Raw genomic sequence first — 20,396 nt, 5'->3', positions numbered from 1 at the left:
AATAGATAGAGAGATGGGGGGTGATAACCCCCCGTTAAAGATAGGTTATAGGTTAACGGGGGAATTAAGTTAAGGAACAACCAAGACAGGACAGGGAGAGAGATTAATCACACGGTTAGTGATACTGTCAGCAACACCTTCTTCTGTGAGTCCAGTGCCGCGACTACCCATCACAATCAGATCAGCATCAATCTCATCAGCCACATCACAGATAGTGAAAGCAGGTTTACCTTCACGTTCAATGAGTTTAGCATCAATCCCCAGCTCAGAGAAAATACCATGAGCCTCCTGTAAAAGTTGGCTCACCGTATCAGGGGAAGTCATCGGTTCAGAATGGGGAGGCTCCCCGTCTGGTTCTTTTGGTTCAACAACAGCGAGAAGATAGAGGTTAGACTGATAGGTTTGGACAATATTAATCACCCTTTCAGCCGCCTCGCGGGCTTCTCGACTTTGATCTATAGCAAATAAAACGGTCTTAAACATATCTCGCATCTCCAAGACGCGGACTTAGGTAGAATGTTTACGGTGAACGATTTGATGGCAGGTGGGCCACCTGGTTGGTAACAGCCTAGGGGCCATTAACCAATAACCCTCACCGTTCCCATTTAATTTCGATTAAAGCAGAATAAACGATCAAAGAGGTTAATCCTGTGGCTAAAAAAACTGTAGCAAATTTGTCAGCATCAGAACTATCTGGTAAGAAAGTGCTGGTGCGTGCTGACTTTAACGTACCCCTTGATAACGGCTCTATCAGTGATGATACCAGGATTCGGGCAGCTCTGCCTACCATTCAAGATCTGACCTCTAAAGGAGCCAAAGTGATTCTGACCAGTCACTTTGGCCGTCCCAAAGGTCAAGTAGTTGAATCAATGCGCTTAACCCCTGTGGCGGCGCGTTTGTCGGAACTTTTGGGCAAAACCGTTAATAAATGTGAAGATTGCATTGGGGAAGAAGTCGCCCTAGCAGTGGGGGCCATGAATGATGGTGATGTACTTTTACTGGAAAATGTCCGCTTCCATGCCGCTGAGGAGAAAAATGATCCTGAATTTGCCAAGCAGTTGGCTTCCGTAGCGGATCTGTATGTAAATGATGCCTTTGGTACTGCACACCGCGCCCATGCTTCCACTGAAGGTGTGACTCAATATCTGAGCCCCTGTGTGGCGGGTTATTTGATTGAGAAGGAATTGCAGTTCCTACAAGGGGCCATTGAAAGCCCTCAACGTCCCCTAGCTGCCATTATTGGTGGTTCTAAGGTCTCTAGCAAAATTGGTGTCATTGAAACGTTACTTGACAAATGCGATAAGTTGTTGTTGGGTGGCGGCATGATTTTCACGTTCTATAAAGCCAGGGGTCTGAGTGTGGGTAATTCCCTGGTGGAAGAAGATAAGCTGGAGTTGGCTAAGTCCCTGGAAGCGAAGGCGAAAGAAAAAGGGGTAACTATGTTGTTACCTACAGATGTGGTTCTCGCTGATAAGTTTGCAGCCGATGCTGATTCTCAAACTGTTAGCGTTGAAGCAATTCCTGATGGTTGGATGGGATTGGATATTGGCCCTGATTCTGTTAAGGTGTTCCAAGAAGCCTTGGGAGACTGCAAAACTGTCCTCTGGAATGGTCCGATGGGAGTTTTTGAGTTTGAGAAGTTTGCGGCGGGTACTCGGGCGATCGCTCAAACTTTGGCAGAACTCACTAGCACAGGTACAACTACAATTATCGGTGGCGGCGACTCGGTGGCGGCTGTGGAACAACTGAATTTGGGTGAGAAGATGAGCCACATTTCTACAGGTGGTGGGGCTAGTCTGGAACTCCTCGAAGGTAAGCAACTCCCTGGTATTGTGGCTTTAGATGATGCCTAATTGCCGTTGGTAAAACGATTTTGGGGTAAGTCGATTAAGTGCGATCGCTTACCCCAACAGAATCGGCGACTATACTAAAGATATCCCTAATCTTAAACGAGGTGGGAAGTCGGTCTTAGGATACTGAGGCTAATTTCTTTGAGTGTGGGGGAGAAGCAACGAAGGGGATTAAAATGCTTCAGTTCCATAACATCCTCAGATCTAAACTGGCACGCTACCTAATTATCAATATGGTTGCGCTTCTGGTTTATCTGGGGTTAATCTGGATAACCATTGAGACTTTAATGCTCAATGCCATGGAAGCCATTTTCTGGCCGGCAGCGGGATGGTCTTTAGTGGTTTTAATTTGGTGGGGGGGTAAATGTTGGCCGGGAATTATCCTCGGTGCTTTGTTTTCTAACTATTGGCTGACCGGCCACTCCGGTTATCTGGGATTAATTTGGACTCTGGGAACCCTCCTAGAAGCTGGTGCGGGTTGGTTGATGTTAAAAAGGATCGGTTTCTCTCCGGCTTTAGCGCGCCTCAAGGATGTACTGGGACTAGCTATTCTAGCTGGAGCCCTCTCGAGTCTGATTAATTCTACTATTACTCCGATCGCATTATTAATCGCTGGAGAAATCAAATCCGATACATTCGCTGATATTTGGGTAACATGGTGGCTGGGAGATACCATTGGCGTTCTGCTATTAGCCCCGGTACTTCTGACTTGGGCTAATCGATTTAATATTAAATATCAACAGACCAGAGACTTGCAGGGGTCAACCGGGAATCATTGGAGTTGGCTATTACCTGAAAGCTATGAGATTCTCAAAAACCCCAAACAACAGCTATGGCTGCCTAAATTATTCAGCTATCTGGAAATAGGAAGCTGGTTGGTACTATTTTCGGCTTTGAATTGGTTTGTATTCTGTTCGAGAACCCGCGTTCTCACTATTCACTACCCCCTAGAGTACCTGCCATTTCCACTGCTAGTCTGGGCTTCCCTACGTTTTGGTCAGCGAGGAACTGCGATCGCTCACTTATTAACAGCAACATTTGCCGTCTGGGGTGTCCTACGGGGTAGTGGCCCTTTTATGGACAACCTCAACGAAAATCCCCAGGTCTTTTCTCTACAAGCCTTTATTTTAGTGATGACTATCACGGGTTTATTTTTAGCTGGTGCGGTGGAAGAACGACAAACAGTAGAAGCATCTCTACGTTCGGGGGAAGCTAGTTTGGCTACCGCTCAACGTATTGCTAAGTTAGGACACTGGGAATTAGATATCCGACGACTAAACTGTTCTTGGTCTGATCAGCTTTACCGCATTTTTGGCGTTAACCCTGACCAGGTGACTCCCAGCATTGATAGTTTTATGCAATATATCCATCCTCTCGATCGCCTCCGGGTGGAAACTGCTATTTCTCAAGCTATCTCAGAGCAAATTCCCTATTCTATAGATTATCGGATTGCACGCCCTGACGGTCAAGAACGATTTGTGGTTGAACAGGCGATCGTTACCACCACCCATATTACTAGCACTGTTCAGGATATCACTGAGCGCAAACGCGCTGAAATTGCTTTAAGAGCTAGTGAGGAAAGGTTTTCCCGGGTGTTTAAAGCTAGTCCCATTGGCATTAGTATTACTACTGCTCAAGAAGGGCGATTTGTGGATGTCAATGATAGTTTTCTTCGGCAATTGGGATGGAGTCGGGAACAGGTCATTGACCGCACTTTCGAGGATTTGCAAATGTGGGATCCTGACCAGATTAACCCCATCTTTAAAAGACTTACTAATGGCGATCGCCTCAGTAATTTAACCGTGGAAGTCCGCCATAAATCAGGCGCAATTCGAGATTGGTTAATCGCCATTGAACCTATCCAATTAGAAAATACCCCCTGTTTGCTTACCCTGGCTAGTGATATCACGGAACATAAACAGGCTGAGGAACTCCGTAGAGCTAAAGAAGCTGCCGAACAGGCTAACCAAGCTAAAAGCCTATTTTTAGCTAATATGAGTCATGAACTTCGCACTCCCCTAAATGCTATTCTCGGTTACAGTGAATTACTACAAGAAGACGCTCAAGATATCGGTCAGGATGACTTTGTGGCTGACTTGAAAAATATCCACGTTGCGGGTCAACATCTCCTCACCTTAATTAGTGATATTATCGATTTTTCTAAGATTGAAGCTGGCCGCATGAATTTTCACCTAGAAAAATTTCAAATTAATACCTTGCTTTGGGAAGTGGAAACCACTATAGCACCCTTGGCTGAAAAAAATCATAATCAATTGACCCTAGAGGTTGCTCCCGGTCTGGACTTGATGTATACTGATGTAACTAAAGTCAGACAGTCCCTACTTAATTTGTTAAGTAATGCCTGCAAATTCACCGAACAAGGACAGGTAATTTTACGAGTATGGCAACAGTTAATTCCCGCTACAGATTTACCCGATTTGCCCATTTATCACTCCCCGGAATCTCCCTCAGAAACTCTCTCAGAAATCTCCTTTATCTTTTGGCAAGTTCAGGATACCGGAATTGGCATGAATGAGCGACAAATAGGCACGGTTTTTAGTCCCTTTACCCAAGCTGATGAAAGTACAACCCGTAAATATGGCGGCATGGGTTTGGGACTTTCTATAACTCATAAATTATGTCAGATGATGGGTGGTGATCTCTGGGTTGAAAGTCAGTTAAACCAGGGGTCAACTTTGACCATGCGATTACCTCAATATATGTATCAGGGAAAAGAGGCAACTTGAACCTTTCACTTAACTATTAATCTACTATTAACCAATCATGACAATTCAATGGTATCCCGGTCATATTGCTAAAGCTGAACGTACCCTCACAGAACAACTTAAACGAGTTGATGTGGTCCTAGAAGTTCGGGACGCTCGCATTCCCTTGGCGACTCACCACCCTAAAGTATCTCAATGGGTATCCCAAAAACCACGATTATTGATTATTAATCGCCAAGATATGATTCCTCCCCATATACAACAACAATGGCAACAGTGGTTTGAGGAACATCAGGAAATCCCCTATTTTACTAATGCTCAACAGGGAGATGGCGTTGATGCAGTAGTACGCGCTACTAAACAAGCCGGAGAACAGTTGAATCAAAAACGTCAGCAGCGGGGAATGTTACCCCGACCTGTCCGGGCTGGGGTGATTGGATTTCCTAATGTCGGTAAGTCGGCTTTGATTAATCGACTTTTGGGGCGACGAGTGGTAGAAAGTGCTAGACGGGCAGGGGTGACACGCAAGTTACAGTGGGTCAGGATTTCTAAGCAAATTGAATTGTTGGATGCGCCAGGGGTTATTCCTAGCCGCATTGAAAATCAACAGGATGCTCTCAAGTTGGCGATTTGTGAGGATATTGGTGAGGCGGGTTATGATAACCAACGGGTGGCGGCGGGTATGGTCGATTTGTTTCAACATCTCCAAATTCACGATAAATTGACCGATCGCTATTCTCTCGCGATCGCTTCGGAAACTGGAGAGTCTTATCTACAAGCCTTGGCTGATCAACGCTTTCAAGGAGATTTGGAACGCACCGCACGACAGCTACTCAATGATTTTCGCAAGGGCTTATTAGGGGCGATCGCTTTGGAAATTCCACCATCTTGATTTTACTCGGTTTGACTGCCAATACCATAAATATCCGTTTTTGTCAAGTCGCCGATTTTCGATCACCCCGAATTTCCCCAAAACTCGTGCATCGCTAAACTTGAAATTCCCTCGGCGATCGCCCAAGACTCACCATATAATCGGCTTTTTAAGCCGTATTTTGCTCGGTTCACAGAAACCCCAGTGGATTTTTATTTACATAAATCTACCACAACCCCCATTCTGTCGTCAATTATTTGATAATATTTAGCAATAAAAATGTCATAAATATTTACAATCTTTTAAATATTAAAACTATTGGCGAATTTTAAATTAGTAAAACTTATCGTTGCCCGGCTTTTTCGGGAAGGGGGGTTGACAATTTGGGGAAACCTCGGATATAATTTTATTACAATGGAAATCTATTTTCAAAAAAAATATACACAAATATTTATATTATGTTATATATGACCTAGAATATCAGAAAATAGAGGATAATGTCAACCCCTTTTGAATAGAAAAATCGGGTTATTATGGATGATAGTGTATGATGAGTACAATTTGCCCAAGTCGATAATTTGAGTGTGGTGTGATGAAACCGATTTACATTTTAGGTGCGGGTCCAGCGGGGTTAGCTGCGGCTTATACTCTCACCCGTCAGGGAATTCCTGTAGTAGTAGTAGAAAGAGATAAGCGCGTGGGGGGACTAGCGAAAAGTATCGAGTATAAAGGGTTTATTCTCGATTTCGGACCCCATCGATTTTTCACCAAATTATCGCCTGTGGTGAAACTCTGGAATCAAGTATTAGAAAAAGACCAGGTAACAGTTAATCGACTTACCCGCATTTATTACGGGGGAAAATACTTTAGTTATCCTCTCCAAGCCAAACAGGTGCTTTCGGCGTTGGGGTTATTGGAGACAGTTAAAATACTTTCGTCTTATGTGAAAGTGCGTTTATTTCCCAAACCTCAGCCAGAGAATTTTTCTGAGTGGGTGATTGGTAAATTTGGGCGACGGCTGTTTGAGATTTTCTTTGAGAGTTACACCGAGAAACTTTGGGGAATTCCTTGTACAGAAATTAGCGCCGACTGGGCGGCACAAAGAATTAAGGGTTTGTCCTTATATAAAGCCGTGGTTAATGCCTTATTAGGAAATGATGGTAAAGTCAAAACCTTGATTGACCAATTCCAATTTCCTCGGTTGGGGTCTGGTCAACTTTATGATAAAATAGCCGATTATTTAAATCAGCATCAGCAGCCTTTATTACTGAATACCGAAGTGATTGAGGTACATCATAATGATGGTCAGGCTACCCATGTGACTGTCCGCAACCGTGAGACTAAAGAAGTGCAAACTTTTAGCTGTGGGGGGGTGATTTCTTCTATTCCCTTAACTTTATTAGTGGAAGAGTTGAAAACAGCACCGCCTCCGCCAGTAATAGAATCAGCGCGATCGCTTAAATTTCGGAATACTATTTTAGTCTATTTAATTATTGATGATGGTCATTTATTCCCCGATAACTGGCTATATATTAACGACCCCAGGGTCAAATTAGGAAGGGTGACAAATTTTGCCAATTGGTCGCCCGAAATGTTACCCAATAATTATCAAACTCCCCTCTGTTGTGAGTATTGGTGCAATTTTGATGATCAGTTATGGAATTGTCCAGAAGAAGACCTGCTACACATGGCGCAAGCCGACCTGATAAAAATTGGATTACTCCAAAAGCAGCAGGTTTCTGGGGGGTTTGTTGTCCGTTTACCTCGGACTTATCCGATATATGCCGGAAATTATAAAGCCTCTTTAGCAACCCTTGAGGAGTATTTTAAAGGTTTCCAGAATTTGCAGTTGGTGGGTCGATATGGTGCATTTAAGTATAATAACCAAGACCATAGCTTATTGATGGGAATTTTGGCGGCGGAAAATGTAATCACCCCCGGAAAACATAATCTCTGGAATGTCAATAGTGATAGTGAATATGTCGAAGAAGCCGAAGCCGACACCCCCACCACAGTGGCGGCGGTTTCCCGAAAGTCTCGCCGTCGTCAGGCGATCGCTACCTTGCGACAGTTTGGCGGTTATTTACTCACCGGGGGAAGTGCAACCGTTGTAGATGTTTTGGTGTTTTCCCTTCTTACCCAGGCGGGAATTTGGTATGTTTACGCCTTGGGAATTAGTTACTTTTTGGGACTAAGTACCAATTTCTGGTTAAGTCGTCGGTTTGTGTTTGGTATTTACTGGCGTAACTGGTTGATGCAATATGGAGTTTTTGCGACAGTCGCCTTAAATAGTTTATTGGCGAATTTGGGGTTATTACAATTGTTGATTAATGAATTGGGGTGGTCTCCTACCCCGGCTAGACTCGTAAGCGCCGCCTGTGTAGCCTTAATTAGTTTTACCGGACATAAGCTATATTCCTTTTCGTCAGGCGATCGCATTTCCAGTTGGGAGTCTTAGGTAAAAATGAGCGATCGCAAATTTACCCCCCCACCAAGTTTAGCCGTAGTCTTGATAATTACCCTCACCAGTTGGATGATTTTTGTTCCCCTGGTCAACCCCATTGCTATCCCGATCAGAAACAATACCACCGGGGTAATTTCCCAAGCCAGCATTGAGAATATCAGTCCCTATACAGATTATCTCAAATATCTGATTTTGCTATTTACTCCCCCCCTGCTAACTCTGATAGTTTGGAAATTTCGGAAAACATCGCCGGGAGAATATCTCCACCCTGTCATTAACATTACCGCCAAAACTCTCAGCCAAAATTGGTTTTTAGCAACCGCTACCGGAATTTTACTCTTAGCCTGGGTCATTAATATTCCTTTCAACCAGTTTCAAATTACCTCCCTTTTGCGGGACTCCTTCCACGAAGGAGAATTTTTGGGATTTTGGCCGAATTTCTCCCAACTGGAAAAGCCCTTTATTAATACCGTCTTAATTCATGGCTATGGTATGGATGTTTTACCCACAGAAATAGCCATGAGTTTCATTAGCAATAATAACGGAATTGCTTTAAGTCGGCTAGTTGTTAATCTCCAAAATGCACTCACTGCTGTAGGCTATTTTTGGATTTTGTGGGAAATCACCGGGTTAGTAGGATTAAAAAAGTCAAAATTACCCATTTTTTTACTACTCTGTTTATTCTGGTGTATTTTTGATAGCATTTTCTTCAAGTTTGACGGGAGGCGAGGGACTTGGTTTGTCTTTCAAATCGCCATAACTCTCCGTTATTTTCGCCTATTTCTACCCTGGGAAACACCACAACAATTACAATCTAATCATGTCGGGGATAGCCACCATTTTCCTAGACGACAAGCCATAATTTTATCCCTGTTGGTGGGGTTGTCTATTCCTGGGGGTTTTTTGTATGTGTATGACCGCGCCATATATTTCTTAGCCGTTTATTTGATTACCTGTATCATCAGCCTATTTTTACCTTCCCAAACTAGCAAAACTTGGTTAACTGCAACTTTCACCGGGGTAGTCATTTCCCTGAGTGCGATCGCCATTTTTTTAGGATTAGATCAAGTAAATGCGATCGCCTCTCAAATCGCCTACTGGGGAAAATATGGTCGCTACATTTCCTTCATTCCCCTTCCCCCCTTCCAAATGACCTTTATCTCCCAAAAATTCTGGCTATCTATTCTCATTCAAGCCGGAGTTTTAACCTATCTCACCTGGGATTTAATCAGCCATAACTTCCAACTTAAATTCCTTGTCCGCAAACATTTATTTACCCTAATTCTCCTATCCGCCGCCGGCGTTTATATGAGAATCACCCTAGACCGCAGTGATTTAGGTCATGCTTATCACGGCGCAATTATGACAGCATTTTTAACTGTATATTTATTGCTGTTAGCTTATCGGCGATATCTGGAAAATCCCCTACATCAATTAACCCTAACATTGCCGCAAAAGCTGAGTATAGGCGTGTTATTGATATTTATTCTAACCTCAGAATCTGGTTTTAATGTCCTGGAAGCATCCCAGAAACTATCGCAACTCCCAGCCGCTATCTCTGTCCCTGATACTGAATTACTCAAACCCGATTATTTAGAAGCCAAAAATGTCATGTCACCAGAAATAGCCAATCAATCCTGTTTTTTTAATGTCACATCAGAAGGATTGTGGTATTATCTATATAATAAGCCATCCTGTTCAAAATATAGCTATGTTCTCTATGCTAAACCTACCGTCGCCCAAAACCAGGTAATCCAAGACCTAGAAAGGACTCAACCCCCCATAATTCTCTTAACTAATGATGTCTGGTTTCAAAACCCCTGGGATGAAGTCTTAAAAGCCGATTCAGCCTCTCTAATTTATCAATATATTTTACAAAAATATCGCCCACACAAATTCGTCCAATCCCATTGGTTTTGGCGACGCAGTGATATCCCCCCAACTTTCGCMACTACCGACCAATTTAATGGCGCAATTGATGTCATTCCAGAATCACCAATTCGGGTAGGTCAACCCTCAGTTTTAACCGGGTGGGGAGTAATTCCCGAAAACCGAAAACCCGCTGATGCTGTTTATCTCAGCCTGGGGGATAATAACCAGTTAATTGCTGTCGGGGAGGTGAATATTCCTCGCTGGGATGTTGCTAGTGTTTTAGGAATTCCTGAATATGCACAATCTGGCTGGAGGCTAAGGATTCCCACCGCTAGTTTACCCCCTGGCGAAATATCTTTAAAGGTTTGGGCTTATAATTCCGAAAACCACCAGCTAACCCAAATTGGAGAAGCCATTGACATCATTAAACTAAGTCAGGATGGGGCGAGGACGTGATGGGTCTGGTCAATTACCCCATATATATGGAAGATTCAGCCAATCAATTGACAAAAACTCCACATCTGGGGTTATAGTATAAATCCCCTAAATCCCAATTGATTGTATAGGCAGTGTGGGGTGTGCCGAATTTCCTGGAGATATCGTGAATCATCTGATAGAATGGAACGCAAGCTGCGTTGACCCAGAGCTAACTCAATTGAATGTTATCCCCCTAGAAGGCGATCGCCCTTTAGATTATCTGCTGTATGCCGACAACCTACCCAGACGCAATGGTGGTCGAGTATGCGATCGCATTCTTAAACGCTATAGTCATGTTAACCAAGGGGGCTGGTGGTGTTCAGGTGTCGATATCTTAACTGGAAACGAGGATCTGTGGGGATGCTTCAAGCCCGCCAAACCTCGCCTTAGCAGTCACAGCAATAAACCCATAAAATACGAACATCCTCCCCAAACCACCACCGGAATTTTCGCCTTGCGAGTTTCCCAATCAATTTGGGAAGCGATCGCCCATCGTCACAGTGTAACCCTTTCCCCCGAAGCCATACAACCAGACCGCGCCGATTTAGGATTTTGGGAATGGGTTATTGATCATCACGAAATTCCCATCTGTATCACCGAAGGCGCAAAAAAAGCCGGATCACTACTGACTGCTGGATACCCAGCCATAGCCCTTCCCGGTATTAACGGCGGCTATCGAGTCCCGCGAGACCAATGGGGAAACCGCATCGGAAAATCTCAGTTAATACCCGAATTGCAAAAATTAGCCACCCCAGGTCGCCAAATCTATATTGTCTTTGATAGCGACACCAACACCAACACCAACACCAACACCAACACCAACACCAACACCGACTCCCACCCCTTCTGATGGTATTTCAGCCGGAAATGATACCCTTAGTACAGCACAAAACAGTTCCTTAAACGTTAATAATTCTACTCTATTAGAGAATGATAGTCCGTCAAGACCAGGGGATATTCTCACCATCATAAATCTACCTTCAACTACCAGCGAAGGTGGCACAATCATCGAGGATACTAATTCATCTTTTGTCTATACACCACCCAGCGATTTTGTGGGGGTAGATAGTTTCGTTTATACAGTTATAGATAGTGATGATCAAACCGCTAATGCTACCGTTTTCATTGAGGTAGAATTAGTTAATGATCCTCCGGTAATTGACCTCAATTCTGCTGATGCTGGTAACGATTTTAGCACCAACTTTACCGAAGGAGATGATCCTGTTTTCATTGGCGCACTTGGTAGCATTAGCATTAGCGATCCAGATGGTGATGATATAGTTTCAGCCACTGTTACTATTACCAACCCAGCCAATGGAGAAGAAGAAGGTTTATCAATTACCGGGTCTTTATCTCCCAATATTACCGCCGATGCTTATGACCCAAATACGGGAGTTTTACTACTCAGTGGAACTGCGCCTGCGGTAGCTTATGAAGATGCAATTTCCCGAATAGTTTATAATAACACATCCCCAGCACCAGGTACAAGCGATCGCCTAATTACCGTCATCCTTAGTGATGGTATTGAAGACAGTAATCCCGCCAACTCTATCATTAGGATTACTGCCATTAATAACCCCCCGACCAATACAGTTCCCGAACCACAAGAAACCGATGCAGAAACCTCCTTAGTATTCAGTGAAGAGAACAACAATTCCATTAGTATTTCCGACCCTGATGCTGGTAGTAACCCAGTAGAAGTTAGCCTAGTTGCCACCAACGGCATTTTAACAGTCGGCACCAATACAGAAGGCGTGCAAATTAATGGCAGCGACACCGAAACCCTAACCCTGACAGGTGTAATAGGTTCAATTAACCGCGTCCTAGATGGTTTAACCTTTACCCCCACCGACCAATTTAACGCTCAAAACGGAGAGTTAGAAATTACCACCAACGACCTCGGAAACACCGGAGAAGGCGGTCCTTTAACCGACACAAGTACCATCACCATTAACGCTCTTAATTTACCTCCCAATGCACTAGATGATGTAGCCACAACAGTTACCAATACACCAGTGATTCTGGCTCCCGAAGAACTTATCGCTAACGATAGCGACCCCAACGAAGATGAACTAACCCTAACTGAAGTCGGGAATGCCGTAGGTGGAACCGCTCAACTCACCAGTGATGGCATTCAATTCACCCCAACTCCCAATCTACAAGGTCGAGCAAGTTTCGATTATACCATTAGTGACGGCAGGGGAGGAACAGACACAGCAACAGTTACCGTAGTAGTAAAACCATCACTAGAAGAAGCAGACGATATTCTAGCCAATGATATTTTCAATGTCGATGCTGCATCAGGTCTTCTCGCCAGCGATACTCCTATCGAAGAAGATACACTCAGTATCGTAGACTTTGACACAACCAGTCAAAGGGGAGCCTTAATACAAGTTAACCCTGATGGTAGTTATACATTCGACCCCAGGGATGTCAATGCTTTTCTACAGTTGCGAGAAGGGGAACAGATTGTAGACACATTTAGTTATACAATTACCAATGGTCTGGGTAGTACCGTTACCGCCACCGTCAGCATTACTGTAACTGGAGTTAATGAACCTCCTGTAGCTGTCGATGACAGTAATAGTACCCTAGCTAATACAGTCTTAACCGTAAGTGAGACTGAGGGAGTTTTGGTTAATGATACCGACCCCGAAGGCGGTCCGTTAGAGGTAGTTGATTTTAACCCTAATAGTTCTCGGGGTGCTACAGTTACCGTTAATCCTGATGGTAGCTACACCTACGACCCAACCACAGTAGAATCATTTGTAGCATTGCGCTTTGGTGCCACCTTAGAAGATACCTTCACCTACACGGTAGCTGATGATATGGGTAGTACGGCGACGGCTACTGTCACCATTACCGTCACCGGGGTTAATGAACCACCCAGTAACAACCTACCAGAAACCCAAGCCACTAATGCTGATATACCCCTAGTATTTAGCACTGAAACTGATAATGCTATTACCATTGCTGACCCAGACGCGGGGGATGACCCGTTAGTGGTGACTATATCGGCGACCAATGGGACAGTTACCCCAGGGGAAAATACCGAAGCCGTGGAGGTTACTGGGGAAAACACGGAAACTCTGACCTTAACTGGTACTCTTTCAGCTATTAACCAAGCCTTAGAAGGGTTAACATTTACCCCATTACCAGAGTTTCTCAACGAAAATGGTAGCTTGGAAATTACGACTAATGACCAAGGTGGTGGAGATCCTGATAATCCTTTAACGGCTACAGATACCATCACCATTGAAGCCCTAAACCGACCACCCGTCGCGGAAGATGATCAGGTTGATGCTTTACTAAATACTGCCATAAACATCCCTGGGGAAACTTTACTAGCTAATGATAGCGACCCTGATGGTGATGTTCTCACTATCATAGAAGTGGCTAATGCTAATAACGGTACAGTAGACCTAGACCCAGAGGCGGGTGATGTGTTATTTACTCCCGACTCGGACTTTCTCGGAGCAGCTAGTTTTGAGTACACCATTAGTGATGGACGTTCAGGTACTGACACGGCTACGGTGACGGTGCTGGTAAAATCTCTCCCTACGGCTGTTGATGACGAGAATAACACCTTTGCTAACCAAATTTTGAGTGTTGAGTCATCGGAGGGGGTTCTCGCCAATGACTTCGATTTAGACGGGGATGCGTTAACGGTTGTGGCTTTTGATGGCAGGAGCGTTCAGGGTGCTACAGTACAAGTTAATCCCGATGGTAGTTATACATTCGACCCCAGAAATGCTAATGCTTTATTGGCGTTGCGGGAAGAACAGGAGATAGTTGATACTTTCACGTACACTATCGAGGATGTTGATGGTAATCAGGATACGGCGACGGTCAGCATTACTGTAACTGGAGTTAATGAACCTCCTGTAGCTGTCGATGACAGTAATAGTACCCTAGCTAATACAGTCTTAACCGTAAGTGAGACTGAGGGAGTTTTGGTTAATGATACCGACCCCGAAGGCGGTCCGTTAGAGGTAGTTGATTTTGACTCTAATAGTTCTCGGGGTGCTACGGTTACGGTTAATCCTAATGGTAGCTACACCTTTGACCCAAGGGAGGTAGAATCATTTGTAGCATTGCGCTTTGGTGCCACCTTAGAAGATACCTTCACCTACACGGTAGCTGATGATATGGGTAGTACGGCGACGGCTACTGTCACCATTACCGTCACCGGGGTTAATGAACCACCCAGTAACAACCTACCAGAAACCCAAGCCACTAATGCTGATATACCCCTAGTATTTAGCACAGAAACTGATAATGCTATTACCATTGCTGACCCAGACGCGGGGGATGACCCGTTAGTGGTGACTATATCGGCGACCAACGGGACAGTTACCCCAGGGGAAAATACCGAAGCCGTGGAGGTTACTGGGGAAAACACGGAAACTCTCACCTTAACTGGTACTCTCTCAGCTATTAACCAAGCCTTAGAAGGGTTAACATTTACCCCATTACCAGAGTTTCTCAACGAAAATGGTAGCTTGGAAATTACGACTAATGACCAAGGTGGTGGAGATCCTGATAATCCTTTAACGGCTACAGATACCATCACCATTGAAACCCTAAACCGACCACCCGTCGCGGAAGATGATCAGGTTGATGCTTTACTAAATACTGCTATAAACATCCCTGGGGAAACTCTACTAGCTAATGATAGCGACCCTGATGGTGATGTTCTCACTAKCATAGAAGTGGCTAATGCTAATAACGGTACAGGAGACCTAGACCCAGAGGCGGGTGATGTGTTATTTACTCCCGACTCGGACTTTCTCGGAGCAGCTAGTTTTGAGTACACCATTAGTGATGGACGTTCAGGTACTGACACGGCTACGGTGACGGTGCTGGTAAAATCTCTCCCTACGGCTGTTGATGACGAGAATAACACCTTTGCTAACCAAATTTTGAGTGTTGAGTCATCGGAGGGGGTTCTCGCCAATGACTTCGATTTAGACGGGGATGCGTTAACGGTTGTGGCTTTTGATGGCAGGAGCGCTCAGGGTGCTACAGTACAAGTTAATCCCGATGGTAGTTATACATTCGACCCCAGAAATGCTAATGCTTTATTGGCGTTGCGGGAAGAAGAGGAGATAGTTGATACTTTCACCTACACTATCGAGGATATTGATGGTAATCAGGATACGGCGACGGTCAGCATTACTATAACCGGAGTTAATGAACCTCCTGTAGCTGTCGATGACAGTAATAGTACCCTGGCTAATACGGTTCTAACTGTGAATGCGCCTAGGGGTGTGTTGAGTAATGATACCGACCCCGAAGGCGGTCCGTTAGAGGTGGTTGATTTTGACTCTAATAGTTCTCGGGGTGCTACGGTTACGGTTAATCCTAATGGTAGCTACACCTTTGATCCAAGGGAGGTAGAATCATTTATAGGATTGCAGGAAGGGGAGACTTTAGAAGATACCTTCACCTACACAGTAGCTGATGATATGGGTCTTACAGCCACCGCTACTGTGACTATTACTGTGACAGGGGTTAATGAACGTCCTGTTGTGGATCTGAGTCCTGATGATTCGGAAACTCTGAATTTTGCGACTACTTTCACGGAAAAACAGCCACCAGTGACGATCGCCTCTGCTGATGGTGTCAGTATTACCGACCCTGATAATGATAGCCTAGTGGGGGCTACTGTCAGGATTACTAATCTGTTGGATGGGGATTTTGAGGAATTAGCAGTTAATACGGGTGATACCGATATTACGGCTAATTATAATCAAGCTACGGGGGTGTTAAGACTCTCTGGGGAAAATTCCCTGAGTGTTTATGAACAAGTCCTGGCAACGGTAACATATATAAATCGTTCCCTCGATCCCAATACAAGCGATCGCCGGATTGAAGTAGTGGTAAATGATGGCAGGGATAATAATAACCCCCTAGCTGTTAGCACTATTTCTGTGGTGGCGGTTAATGACCCCCCGGTGATTGATTTAGATACGACTAACAGTGTCGCTGGCGGTAACAACTTTGCTACTACTTTTGAATCCGAAGCCGGTCCAGTGGCGATCGCTTCTAATAATGTCAGAATTACCGACCCAGATGATACTACCATCCAATCCGCAACTATTACTCTGACCAATCCCATCAATGGGGAAGATGAGGGTTTATCCGTCATTGGCGGACTTCCGGGGGGTATCACCGCCGAAGCCTATAATCCAGAAACGGGGGTTCTTAGGCTGTCTGGTAGTGCATCTTTCGCCAACTATCAAACAGCCATTTCCCGGATATTTTACAACAATACCTCAAACCGTCCTAATACCACAGACAGGATAGTAACAGTTGTGGTTAATGATGGCAATGATGACAGTAATCAGCCTCGGACAACTATTGATATGTTTGTGCCTCTGATTGCTAATGATGTCGGTCCGATTGTTACCAATATTCAATCTGGGAACTTATTTATTGATATACTCGCTAATGATATCTTTCCAGAGGGTGAGAATCCTACTGTTGAAAATGATGCAGCCGAAAGTGGTTCGGCTATACCTGCTTGGGAAGCAGCATCTGATGAAATGAGGTACAACATCATTGGTACTTTTGTCGGGGAGGATCGATTTACATACACGATTAGTGCCGATAGCCAGTCAGTAACCGCCACAGTTTTGGTTGATAGGAGACCGGCGCCTGGGGATGATCCTGTCAGTGTTGAAGGCGGTAGTTTTGGCGACTTGTTAACTGGTGGTGCTGGTAATGATACCTTATTAGGATTGGGTGGTAATGATACCCTAGTGGGTGGTTTGGGGAGTGATTCTTTGCTAGGAGGAGAGGGAAATAATCGCTTTTTATACCAGAGTCCTGATGATGGTGGCGGCACAGCATTTAATGCTGATAGCACAGGTAGTATTAACGAACAAATTGGTACGGGATTATATGATACGATCGCCGATTTCACTGGTCTGGGAGAGGCGGAAGGAGATGCGATCGCCTTTTCTAGTGGTTTTATTCCTAATACTGACCGCATTCTCCTAACCGTTCAAACTGATATTTCATCTAATGTCTTGGATGGAAATAATCTGTTTGCTTATGATGATGGTAACCATACCTACATAATTTATGATGGTGATGGTGATAATACCACCGGGGAAGACTCCCAGATTTTAGCCAGACTCCAAAATATCACAGGGGTAACTGAGTTATCACCCGATGATTTTATGATTTTTTAGAGAGTCTGACCCGCCTTTTATAGGCGGGTAGCTCTGGCTTGTGGTGAGGAATATAAGTACCTCCATAACCACCCCTACTGGTGGATATGGTATGATCTCACTTCAAGCCCAACCTTTTTCGTAGCCAAGTCGCACCCATAAATAATAAGGGAGTTGCGATGAGCCCCACACTGATAAAATGTAGGGGAAAATGGAAGTAACAATACCATAAAATCAGAACTCCATAGGTCGAGTCTATATGGTCAAACAGATAGGTAATCATATTCGCTTCTTCTCCGGGCGCAATATTTAGCCTTCGTTTGATATAAGAGTTGGGTAATTCAGACAGGTTAAACACCAACCCAGTCAGTAAACCAAATTCAACGCCATTAAAATCTTGGAAATGGATAGGAAAATTTGGGTTAATTTCCCCCAATGATTCTAGGAATTGAAACGCGATTACACTCACCATAAAAGTCAGCGGAAGGCTAATTAGACCCCGCCATTTTTTGTTTTCACCAAACCATTCTTTTTGCACCGGGAAGTTGAAGAGTTGAAACGGGGGAGTTTTCCATAAGAAGGCTTCTAAAACTCCGGCCACAAATAGCCCGCAGGCTATCCACATCAAATTAAGTAAGTCCCAGGTTAGCATTAGTAATGTATCAGATAATTCCATGTCCAGAGATTAATAGAGTCAATCCATTATCCATTATCCCGCGCCCTAGGTAGTGGGAAACGGTAATCACATTACCGACTCCCAAGCATATCTGGGGGCTGATTCCATCTATCTCCAAAAAAAACTTGATATATCAACTCCTAAGATATATAGTATAGGTGAGGTAAGAAAATGTCTCGTCCGCTTTGAGAATTGCCGCAACCCAGGGGGCTGGTGAGCCTCTACTACAAACCCTCTGGGTTCTGAAGTTGCCGACTCCCAAGCATATCTGGGGACTGGTTGCATCTACGTCGAAAAAAACTTGACATATCACCCCCTCTAAAAACTCTAGTCAGAGGGAGGGGATATTTGTCGTGGATAGTCTTGAGAATTGCCACAGCCCCCTGGGCTGGTGAACCTCTGCTACCAACCTTCTGGGTTCTGAAGTTCACCGATTATGGCTTTTTCAGGAACTGTATTTTACCTAACTCATTTCATGTCTAATCCCAAAACCCTCACCATTCCCTACTCCCGTCATTTCCTAGAATGGCTAGACCAACAGCAACTCAGCCTAGGACTGACCACCTATCAAACCAACCGCCTTTGTCTAATCGGTATCCAACCCGACGGCCAAATTTATACCCCCGTATGGGAATTTGACCGTCCCATGGCACTTCATGCCACCTCAGACCGCCTCTACCTCGCCACCCGCTATCAAATTTGGCGACTGGAAAACGTCCTCGAAGCTGGTCAACTGCTGCAAGACAAATGCGATCGCCTTTATGTCCCCCGAGTCGCCCACACCACCGGAGACCTAGACATCCATGCTATAGCGATCGACCCCAACCAAAACCTAATTTTTGCCAACACCGAATATAGCTGTTTAGCCACACTCCACCCCCAACACAGCTTTACCCCCTTATGGAAACCCGAATTTATCTCCAAACTCGCCCCCGAAGACCGTTGTCACCTCAACGGAATCGCCACAGTTAATGGCATCCCCCGCTATGTTACCGCCATCAGCCAATCAGACGTAGCCTCCGGTTGGCGACACCAAAGGCGAGACGGAGGAATCGTCATCGACATTCACACCAACCAAATCATCGCCCAAGGTTTATCAATGCCCCACTCTCCCCGGTGGCATCAAAACCAACTCTGGCTACTCAACTCAGGCACCGGAGAACTCGGCTATATTGACAACAACCAATTTATCCCCGTCACCTTCTGTCCCGGCTACGGACGGGGGTTAATCTTCATTGGCAATTATGCCATAGTCGGACTCTCCAAACCCAGAGACTATCACTTCTGTGGCTTATTACTCGAAGAAAAACTACAACAAAAACAAGCCGCCCCCCGTTGTGGCATCGTGATCATCGACATCACCAGCGGGGACATCATCGAATGGCTAGACATGGACACCGAGGCCAGCGAAATCTACGATGTCGCCATTCTACCCCAAGTCCGTTGTCCCATGGCATTAGGATTCAAAACCGGGAACATCTCCAAACTCATAACTATCGGACAACCCATCAACTTAACCCCACCCCAAAYSAMCMSSRWMWMSMGSCCAGAAACCCTGCTATTTCGAKGCATCAACTGGCAAAACTCCCAGCTAACCCCCGCCATAGCCCTAACTAGCAACCTCAGCAAACAACCAATTATTGACCCCCCACAAGCCACCTTCAGCCCCCCATCATCTCCCCCCAAAAACACAACCTATCAACAACACTTTGAACAAGGTCAAGCCCTCAAAAAACAGGGTCAATTAGCCGGCGCCGAAACCTGCTTTAAAAAAGCCATACTCGCCAACCCCAACTATATCCCCGCCCACAATAACCTAGGTACATTGCTGCAACAACAACAGCGATACAACGAAGCCATAATCTGTTATCAAAACACCCTGAAACTGAACCCCAACCTCCCCGAAACCCTCGCCAACCTCTGCTCAATTTATCTGCTGCAAGACCMACTCCAACCCGCAGAAGCCGGACTCAAACGCGCCCTAGAAATGAACCCCCAATGTGTTCCCGCCCTGTACAACCTCGGCTTACTGTACAAACAACAAGCTAAATTAGAAGCAGCCATCAAACTCTTTCAAGCCGCCGCCAGCCACCAACCCAACTACACAGAAGCCTACTTCCAACTCGCCCAAATTTGGGAATTTCAAAGTCAATTTACCCTAGCTAAACTCGCCTACCAACGAGTGCAACAACTCAACCCGAACTACCCCGCCATATCACATCACATCGAATTTGTCAAGCTCCAGTTATGTGATTGGGAAAATTACGACCAATTTATCAACA

The 20,396-nt window shown here is 44.9% G+C and carries 9 protein-coding genes and 1 pseudogene; 8 read left to right on the top strand and 2 right to left on the bottom strand.

The window, feature by feature from the left end; genetic code table 11:
* Nucleotides 1-69 precede the first annotated feature (69 nt).
* Complete coding sequence (locus B9T16_RS05780; protein WP_006620003.1) at nucleotides 70-483, bottom strand: universal stress protein; 414 nt, start codon at nucleotides 481-483, stop codon at nucleotides 70-72.
* 167 nt (nucleotides 484-650) lie between these two features.
* Between B9T16_RS05780 and B9T16_RS05775 the strand changes: the two genes are divergently transcribed.
* From B9T16_RS05775 to B9T16_RS05745, 7 genes are all read left to right on the top strand, one after another.
* A complete protein-coding gene (locus tag B9T16_RS05775) occupies nucleotides 651-1,853 on the top strand; it encodes a phosphoglycerate kinase (RefSeq protein WP_317269286.1) in 1,203 nt (400 codons plus the stop codon).
* A gap of 230 nt (nucleotides 1,854-2,083) precedes the next feature.
* A complete protein-coding gene (locus B9T16_RS05770) occupies nucleotides 2,084-4,597 on the top strand; it encodes an MASE1 domain-containing protein (protein ID WP_410244291.1) in 2,514 nt (837 codons plus the stop codon).
* 37 nt (nucleotides 4,598-4,634) lie between these two features.
* On the top strand, nucleotides 4,635-5,468 hold the full coding sequence (gene ylqF / locus B9T16_RS05765) for a ribosome biogenesis GTPase YlqF (protein ID WP_006620006.1): 834 nt from the start codon (nucleotides 4,635-4,637) through the stop codon (nucleotides 5,466-5,468).
* 571 nt (nucleotides 5,469-6,039) lie between these two features.
* Nucleotides 6,040-7,905, top strand: coding sequence for a GtrA family protein (locus B9T16_RS05760; RefSeq protein ID WP_410244290.1), 1,866 nt, complete (start codon nucleotides 6,040-6,042; stop codon nucleotides 7,903-7,905).
* A gap of 6 nt (nucleotides 7,906-7,911) precedes the next feature.
* On the top strand, nucleotides 7,912-10,239 hold the full coding sequence (locus B9T16_RS05755; RefSeq protein ID WP_410244289.1) for a hypothetical protein: 2,328 nt from the start codon (nucleotides 7,912-7,914) through the stop codon (nucleotides 10,237-10,239).
* 145 nt (nucleotides 10,240-10,384) lie between these two features.
* Nucleotides 10,385-11,110 carry a DUF3854 domain-containing protein gene (locus B9T16_RS05750; protein WP_410244288.1) on the top strand — a complete coding sequence of 242 codons (726 nt, stop codon included), beginning with the start codon at nucleotides 10,385-10,387 and terminating at the stop codon, nucleotides 11,108-11,110.
* A complete protein-coding gene (locus tag B9T16_RS05745; protein WP_410244287.1) occupies nucleotides 11,037-17,459 on the top strand; it encodes an Ig-like domain-containing protein in 6,423 nt (2,140 codons plus the stop codon). The genes B9T16_RS05750 and B9T16_RS05745 overlap by 74 nt, the downstream gene beginning before the upstream one ends.
* Before the next feature lie 97 nt (nucleotides 17,460-17,556).
* On the opposite strand, the gene B9T16_RS05740 is transcribed toward B9T16_RS05745, so the two are convergent.
* Nucleotides 17,557-18,090 carry a CDP-archaeol synthase gene (locus B9T16_RS05740; protein ID WP_410244286.1) on the bottom strand — a complete coding sequence of 178 codons (534 nt, stop codon included), beginning with the start codon at nucleotides 18,088-18,090 and terminating at the stop codon, nucleotides 17,557-17,559.
* A gap of 499 nt (nucleotides 18,091-18,589) precedes the next feature.
* Here B9T16_RS05740 and B9T16_RS05735 point away from each other — a divergent pair.
* Nucleotides 18,590-20,396 (top strand): annotated as a pseudogene (locus B9T16_RS05735) (TIGR03032 family protein); the annotation flags it as partial.

Origin of the sequence: Arthrospira sp. PCC 8006 (assembly GCF_046480465.1) — a bacterium.
Lineage (GTDB): Bacteria > Cyanobacteriota > Cyanobacteriia > Cyanobacteriales > Microcoleaceae > Limnospira > Limnospira platensis.
Note: the sequence above shows the minus strand (reverse complement) of the source record. Positions and strands in the feature narration are given on the sequence as shown.

Excerpts from the sequence above, each read along its gene's own strand:
- B9T16_RS05770 (WP_410244291.1), top strand. The coding sequence starts at position 2,084 with ATGGTTGCGCTTCTGGTTTATCTGGGGTTAATCTGGATAACCATTGAG.
- ylqF (WP_006620006.1), top strand. The coding sequence starts at position 4,635 with ATGACAATTCAATGGTATCCCGGTCATATTGCTAAAGCTGAACGTACC.
- B9T16_RS05760 (WP_410244290.1), top strand. The coding sequence starts at position 6,040 with ATGAAACCGATTTACATTTTAGGTGCGGGTCCAGCGGGGTTAGCTGCG.
- B9T16_RS05780 (WP_006620003.1), bottom strand. The coding sequence starts at position 483 with ATGTTTAAGACCGTTTTATTTGCTATAGATCAAAGTCGAGAAGCCCGC.
- B9T16_RS05740 (WP_410244286.1), bottom strand. The coding sequence starts at position 18,090 with ATGCTAACCTGGGACTTACTTAATTTGATGTGGATAGCCTGCGGGCTA.